This window comes from Flavobacteriales bacterium (genome assembly GCA_025210295.1).
Classification (GTDB): Bacteria; Bacteroidota; Bacteroidia; order Flavobacteriales_D; family Parvicellaceae; genus S010-51.
Window position 1 is genome coordinate 1 of record JAOASC010000003.1, and the last position, 7,327, is coordinate 7,327.

Genomic DNA, 7,327 nt, shown 5'->3' on the forward strand with positions numbered 1-7,327 from the left:
GAATAAGTTTTCATACATAAACCGATATGAACTATAGATGTTTAGTATCCTATAAATTCTTATTTCCTCATTAATTTATTTCCTAGGAAGCTCCATTTAAAATGAATGCCTGTTTGGAAGTATTGACCTAAGCTGTTTTTTCGTAAAATCTAAAAATCAATGAGCGTAAAAAAGAGCGTAGTGTTTGAGTGAAACGAGTTTTTAGCTCTTTAGCGAAGAGGTTTAATAGATTTAGATAAATCAGATTAAGTCTTGAATTTTTGTTTCTTTTGTTTCAAGACAAAAGAATAAGTTTTCATACATAAACCGATATGAACTATAGATGTTTAGTATCCAATAAATTCTTATTTCCTTATTAATTTATTTCCTAGGAATCCAATACTCCTCTTTTGCATCAAGCTCTTGAGTTAACTTTCTCGATAAAACAAAAAGGTAATCAGACAAACGATTCACGTATTGAATAACCAATTCATCAACATGAGCAGATTGTGTTAGTTCAATAATTAAACGTTCACATCTTCTACAAACAGTCCTTGCTATATGGCAATAGGAAACAACATCGTTTCCACCTGGTAAGGTGAAATTAGTCATAGCTGGTAAGCTTTGATCCATTTTATCGATAGCGGTTTCTAGATATTCAATGTCAGGAGTTTCAATTTTAGGAAGTTTTAATTTGGGTTTATCAGGATCTGCAGCTAGTTGAGCCCCCAGTGTAAAAATACGATCCTGAATTTCGATTAATGTTTTAATGTGGTACTTCTCTATTTTTTGTCCTCTAATTAATCCAATCCATGAATTAAGCTCGTCACTAGTACCGTAAGCATCAATTCTTACGTTAGATTTTAAGACACGTTTTCCGCCAAATAATGACGTTTCGCCTTTGTCACCAGTTTTCGTATATACTTTCATTTTTTTATTGACTATAATGATTTAAACCTTGAAGGTACATTTAATTAGATGAGGAACAAAGTACAAAACAGAGTAAAAAAATGTTTGGTACTTAAGTCGATGATGTATGCTGTAACTACCGAATATTATTTAATACTTCTAAAAGTTCTTCCTTAGTATCTAAAGTTACCAGCTTCATACGCGTTGGCTTGAAGTTTTCGATTCCTTTAAAATAGTTGGCATAATGTCTTCTCATTTCAACAATTCCAGTTCGTTCACCTTTCCATTTTACAGAGAAATCCAAATGTTCTTTTACGACTTGTACTTTTTCTGCTAAACTAATAGGAGGCATTTCAGTTCCATGTTGAATATAGTGTTTTACTTGATTAAAGAACCATGGAGCTCCAATAGCTGCTCGGCCAATCATAACACCATCAACACCATATTTGTTCTTGTATTCAACAGCTTTTTGAGGAGAGTCAATATCTCCATTTCCGAAAATAGGAATGTGCATCCGTTGGTTGTTTTTAACTTCACCAATCAAAGTCCAATCAGCTTCACCTTTGTACATCTGAGAACGTGTTCTGCCATGGATAGAAAGCGCTTGAATACCAACATCTTGTAAACGTTCAGCAACTTCAACAATATATTTGGAGTCGTCATCCCATCCTAGTCGAGTTTTAACAGTAACAGGGAGGTTTGTTGATTTTACGATCTCTTCAGTCATCGAAACCATCTTAGGAATGTCTCTAAGAATTCCTGCACCAGCACCTTTGCCAGCAACTTTTTTTACAGGACATCCATAGTTGATGTCGATAATGTCAGGATTGGCTCTTTCACAAATTTCGGCAGATTGTTTCATGGATTCAATATTGTTTCCAAAAATCTGTATACCAATTGGACGTTCATATTCAAAAATGTCAAGCTTTTGAACACTCTTTGCTGCATCTCGAATCAATCCTTCAGAAGAAATGAACTCCGTATACATAACATCTGCACCATATTTTTTACATAAAGCTCTAAAAGGAGGATCACTTACATCTTCCATTGGAGCCAATAGTAAAGGAAAATCTCCTATCTCTATATTTCCTATCTTTGCCAAAACAATTATTTTTTTGCCAAAAATAAACTATATCTGTGAATAACACTACTTTTAATTCGTTTAGTCCAATTCAATTGTTACTTTTATTTATCGGGGTAACATTTATTTCAGCGATTTTATTTTCGTTTTTAGGGGCTAGTCTAGCCAGTTTTCTGTTTGATATTCAGTTAAATGAAATCGCTTTAAGAGATTATGCTGTAATCGAAAACATTAGGGCAGTTAAGTTAATCACATTGTTTTCACATTTAGGAATGTTTATAGTTCCTTCTTTTTTACTGTTGTACATAGCTAAAACCTCATTTTTAGATTTTTTTATACCTAAACAATTGGGGAGTCGTTATTGGTGGATTATCCCGATCTTGTTGATAGGTGTTTCTCTATTAAGTGAATGGAGTTTGTATTTGAATGAACAAATTGATTTTAATGTATTCTCTCAAAAATTAGCCAATGATATAGCCATAAGTCAAGCAGAAAGAGATGAAACAATTCAAGCTTTTATTGGAGGGACATGGAGGAGTTTTCTAGTCAACACCTTTTTAATAGCTTTAGTGCCAGCAATAGGAGAGGAGCTAACTTTTAGAGGAGTCTTGCAACCTTTGTTGATCCGGGTGAGTGATAAAAAACATGCTACAGTAATATTTGTGGCATTCGTTTTTGCATTTATTCATTTTCAATTTATGGATTTCATACCACGCTTTGTTTTGGGAATAGTTTATGGTTATGTTTATTATTATTCAAAGAACATTTTTTCGACGATTTTGCTTCACTTTTTTAATAATTTTTTAGCACTGTCAATAGCATTTTATGCCGTGCGTAACCAGCAGGATTTAATGACCGAGTCTAGTGGTAATATTTTTATTTTAATCACAGGTCTTGTGTTTACTATTGGTGGATTGTTGCTGATACAAAAGAAGTAGTGTTATAAAGAGAATTTGTTAGCTAAAAACTTCGCTATCAAAGTGGAATAATTTATTTTTGGCAACATTAACACTAACACAACACTTCATGACCCGAAAATTCTGGAAAAGATTAATACTTATCGTAATACTTCTTCCTGTTCTTTTGTTTTTTTCTGTAGTCTTAATCGCCTATTGGAAGCAAGATAAAGTGGTTCAAGAACTTGTTACAACATTAAATGAAGATTTTGTAGGCGAAATAGAAGTGGAAGATTCTCATATCAGTCCCTTTGAGAATTTTCCATATATATCTATAGATTTAGATCATGTAAAAGTTTATGAAACCAAAGAGGATCATGAAGAACCTGTCGTAGATTTAAAAGATGTTTATGTTGGGTTTGACTTATGGACACTGTTGTCTGGAGAATACGATATCAAAGTTGTAGAGTTGAAAGATGGGTATATTCATGCGATACAACATAAAGATGGAGAGTTAAATATTACTAAAGCCCTAACTTCAACTAAACCAGTAGAGGAAATACAAGAAGACTTTCATATTCATTTAAAAGCAATTAAATTGTTTGATGTCGATATCTATAAATTAAATGAGGCCAATAATTTAATGGTAGAATCTTATACTGATGAGGCTAAAATATCTTTTAAATCAGATACAGCAAAAGTTTTAACAAGTGTTGACGCACAATTGGAAATGAATATAATAAAAGATGGAGATACAACATTTTTTAAGCATAAACATTTAAATATTAACAGTGAAATTGAGTACTTAAAAGAAGCGCAACAAATTATGATTAACCCCTCTGTTCTTGAACTCGAACATGCTACATTTAATGGAGAAGGTTTTGTCGATATATTAGATGATTTTTATATTGATTTGTCTTTGTATGGAACAAAAAAGAATTTTGAGTTGTTTATGGCTTTGGCCCCAGAAGAGTTATACCCAACGTTAAAGACATTTGAAAATGCAGGAGATATTGATTTTGATGTAAAAATTGCTGGAAAATCAACAGTTGGAAATACACCAATAGTAGATGCCGTTTTTAATTGTAAAAATGCTCACTTCGAAAATAGTGTTACGCATAAGAAAGTAGATGAGTTAAATTTCTCTGGTTCGTTTACTAATAATGGACTAAAAGGATTGGAAAATATGGAGTTTAGTTTAACTGATTTTACAGCAAAACCAGAAGCAGGAACATTTGCAACTAATTTATATGTAAAGAATTTTGATTCTCCAGAAATTAACATGACGTTAGATTCAGATTTTAATCTAGAGTTTTTGACTTCATTTATTAATGCTACAAGTTTTGAAGATTTACAAGGAGACATCCAAATGCATATGAAATTTCATGATATAGTTGATTTAACAAGACCAGAACGTTCAATTGAGCGATTAAATGAAGCTTATTATTCTGAGATTTTAGTTAAAGATTTGACATTTAAAACTTCATCTTATCATTTGCCGTTAGAGAATTTAAATACAAGGATAACTGTAGAAGGGCATCAAGCAGAAATAGAGTATTTCAATGCACAAGTAGGGAATTCTGATTTAGCAATAAACGGACATGTTTCAGATTTGCCAGCTATTTTGCATCATACTAACGATCATGTAACAGCTGATTTAGCAATAGTGTCCAAATTATTAGATATTCAAGAGTTAACTAAAACAAAAGATTCAACAGGTATAGATGAAAAAATAGATAATTTAAGTTTAAAGTTAAAATTTGTTTCAAGTGCAAGAAGTTTTACAGAGTCTCCTAATTTGCCAGTAGGAGAATTTTTTGTTGAAGACTTATATGTAACATTGGAGCATTACCCACATACTTTTCATGATTTTCATGGAGATTTATTTGTAGAAGATTCAAATTTTAGAATTATAGATTTTTCGGGAATGATAGATCAATCTGATTTTCATTTTTCAGGAAAATTATTGGATTATGAACGATGGTTAGAAACAGATCCTAGAGGAGATACCAAAATAGAGTTTGATTTAACTTCAAATCAGCTTCAGTTAGAAGATTTGTTTTCTTACAAAGGAGAAAATTATGTTCCAGAGGATTATCGTCATGAAGTTTTTAGTGATTTAAAATTGCACGGTTCAGCAGATTTACATTTTAATAAAGGTTTGCGTTCAACTGATGTCCAATTAACTCAAGTTGATGCTAAAATGAAAGTGCATCCAATGAAATTCGAAAATTTTAATGGGAGAGTACATATAGAAGATGAGCATTTAGTTGTAGAACAATTAAAAGGAGAAGTTGGGAGGTCCAAGTTTGATGTGGATATGAATTATTATTTTGGAGATGATGATGCTATTCGAAAGCGGGATAATCATTTTGGAATTAGAGCGCCACGTTTAGATTTCGATGAATTATTTAATTATAATAAGTCGCCAAGTGATTTAGCTCAGAGCCCCTCCGAACATGAAGAGGTCTTTAATATCTATACCGTTCCTTTTTCAGATATGACTTTTGATATCGATATTGATCATTTAAATTATCATCGTTATTTGTTAAAAGATTTGCATGCTCGATTAAGAACAACACCACAACATTATATTTATGTCGATACAATGCGTATGCGAGCAGCAGGAGGTGATGTGCTGTTGTCAGGATATTTTAATGGGTCAAATAAAGATAAGATTTATTTCAGTCCTAATTTAAAATTGAAAAACGTAGACTTAGATCAACTGTTGTTCAAGTTTGAAAACTTTGGTCAAGACCATTTAATATCGGAAAACTTACATGGAACCATTACTTCAAGAATAGCAGGGAAGGTTCATATGCATGCCGATATGGTTCCAATTTTAGATGATTCAGAAGTACATATGGATGTTTCTATTTTGGATGGGAGTCTAATTAATTATGCGCCTATAGTGGATTTAAAAGAGTATTTTGTAGATAAGAATGTTTACAAAGTTAATTTCGATACCTTACAAAATCATATTGATTATAATAAAGGAACGATAACTATTCCAAAGATGACTATTAACTCTTCGTTAGGTTATATGGAAGTTTCTGGAACTCAAGATATGGATTTTAATATGGATTATTTAATTAGTGTTCCGTTAAAGCTAGTGGCATCTACAGGGTATAAAAAACTCTTTGGAAAAAAGAAAGAAGAAGTCGATCCATCTCAAGAAGATAAGGTAGAGTATATAGATAAGAATAAAAAACAAGCTTTTGTCAGTTTAAAGATAAAAGGAAACATGGAGGACTATAAAGTGACGCTGGGTAGACGTAAAAAGTCGTAACTGATGTTTTTGAAACACAATGACCATCGGTTGGGGGTAAGCTAATTGTGTATTAAATCATTGTAGAGCTGTTGATGGAGAAGGTGTATATTTGCCAACTTTCGCCATACGCATTACACTATATGTCTTCCTCCACACACTATTAATATTGTTTATTATGAAAAATGGATTGCTTTTATTGCTTTTGTTATTGTTGAATTTAACCAGTTTCTCTCAGTTAGTAGCAAAAATTCATTTAAAAGAGCCTATAGAGGGTGTATGTGATAATGAAAATATTTATAGTCTGATGTCTTATCAGTAAGGGCAAGTTCAGACAGATCCCGGTCGAACGAAAAGCCAAATCGAAACAGATTTAAATCAATCAATAAAATATTTGGATAATAACCCCAAATTTAAGGGGAAAGGTTTTGTTTCTATTATTACCAATTGTAAAGGAGAGTTGTTAAGTGTAAGTGCACAATTCTTTAAAAAGAGAAACCCAGCTTTTGAAAAGGAGCTAGTTGAGTATTTTAAGTTAATTGAGTTGTGGAAACCTGGAACATATTATAAGAAAGAAGTAGATAGTGGGCGTACTTATTCTTTTAAAGTCAAAAAAGGAGAGTTAATATTGTATTGATTATTAAAATAAAAAGCAGGTTATTACCCGTTATTTAAAATAAAAGCACCAAAAAAGTAAAATAATTTTTTGGAGCTTTTTGTGAGTATAAGGGGAGGAGTTTTAGGAGATATAAAAAAAAGGTAAAAAAACTTTAGTTTGTAACTTTCTTTTAGACAGTGTTTTAGTGTTTAGTGTGAGGATAAAAATAAAAAAAGTTTGTTTTATTTCTTGCTGAAAAGAAAATGTTGTGTATCTTTGCACCCGCTCTACAAAACAACGGTTTTATTAACAGGGCGAGATTAAAAAATAAAATTTAAAGTTTTTCTTGCAGGTTTAAATATTTCATTTATCTTTGCACTCGCTTTTAAAAACAACGGTTTTGACAAAGCGGAAGAAAATTTAAAAATAGAAGTTCTTTGACTTATTGAAGTATAGTTTTTAGAAAGCATTTTAGAAACTAAAATAAAAATTAAGACTAGCAAACAGCAATACTTATATATTAAGTATAAGCAAATTGAAAAATTCTTTGAGATTAAACAGATTAAACTTTATAATTACAATGGAGAGTTTGATCC

General features: G+C 31.5%; 5 protein-coding genes. 3 read left to right on the plus strand and 2 right to left on the minus strand.

Annotation, left to right across the window (positions count from 1 at the left end; genetic code table 11):
* Positions 1-360: 360 nt before the first annotated feature.
* Both N4A35_00925 and dusB read right to left on the minus strand, forming a co-directional pair.
* Positions 361-909, minus strand: coding sequence for a cob(I)yrinic acid a,c-diamide adenosyltransferase (locus tag N4A35_00925; protein ID MCT4579951.1), 549 nt, complete (start codon positions 907-909; stop codon positions 361-363).
* Between the two features lie 115 nt (positions 910-1,024).
* Complete coding sequence (gene dusB / locus N4A35_00930; GenBank protein ID MCT4579952.1) at positions 1,025-1,990, minus strand: tRNA dihydrouridine synthase DusB; 966 nt, start codon at positions 1,988-1,990, stop codon at positions 1,025-1,027.
* A gap of 35 nt (positions 1,991-2,025) precedes the next feature.
* On the opposite strand from dusB, the gene N4A35_00935 reads away from it, so the two are divergent.
* The 3 genes from N4A35_00935 to N4A35_00945 all read left to right on the plus strand — a co-directional run bounded on the left by N4A35_00935 (position 2,026) and on the right by N4A35_00945 (position 6,770).
* The gene (locus N4A35_00935; GenBank protein ID MCT4579953.1) at positions 2,026-2,907 is read left to right on the plus strand and encodes a CPBP family intramembrane metalloprotease; all 882 of its coding nucleotides are present in this window, start codon (positions 2,026-2,028) and stop codon (positions 2,905-2,907) included.
* An 88-nt stretch (positions 2,908-2,995) separates the two neighbouring features.
* Positions 2,996-6,154, plus strand: coding sequence for an AsmA-like C-terminal region-containing protein (locus N4A35_00940; protein MCT4579954.1), 3,159 nt, complete (start codon positions 2,996-2,998; stop codon positions 6,152-6,154).
* Positions 6,155-6,527: 373 nt separating this feature from the next.
* Complete coding sequence (locus N4A35_00945) at positions 6,528-6,770, plus strand: hypothetical protein (GenBank protein MCT4579955.1); 243 nt, start codon at positions 6,528-6,530, stop codon at positions 6,768-6,770.
* Positions 6,771-7,327: the final 557 nt, after the last annotated feature.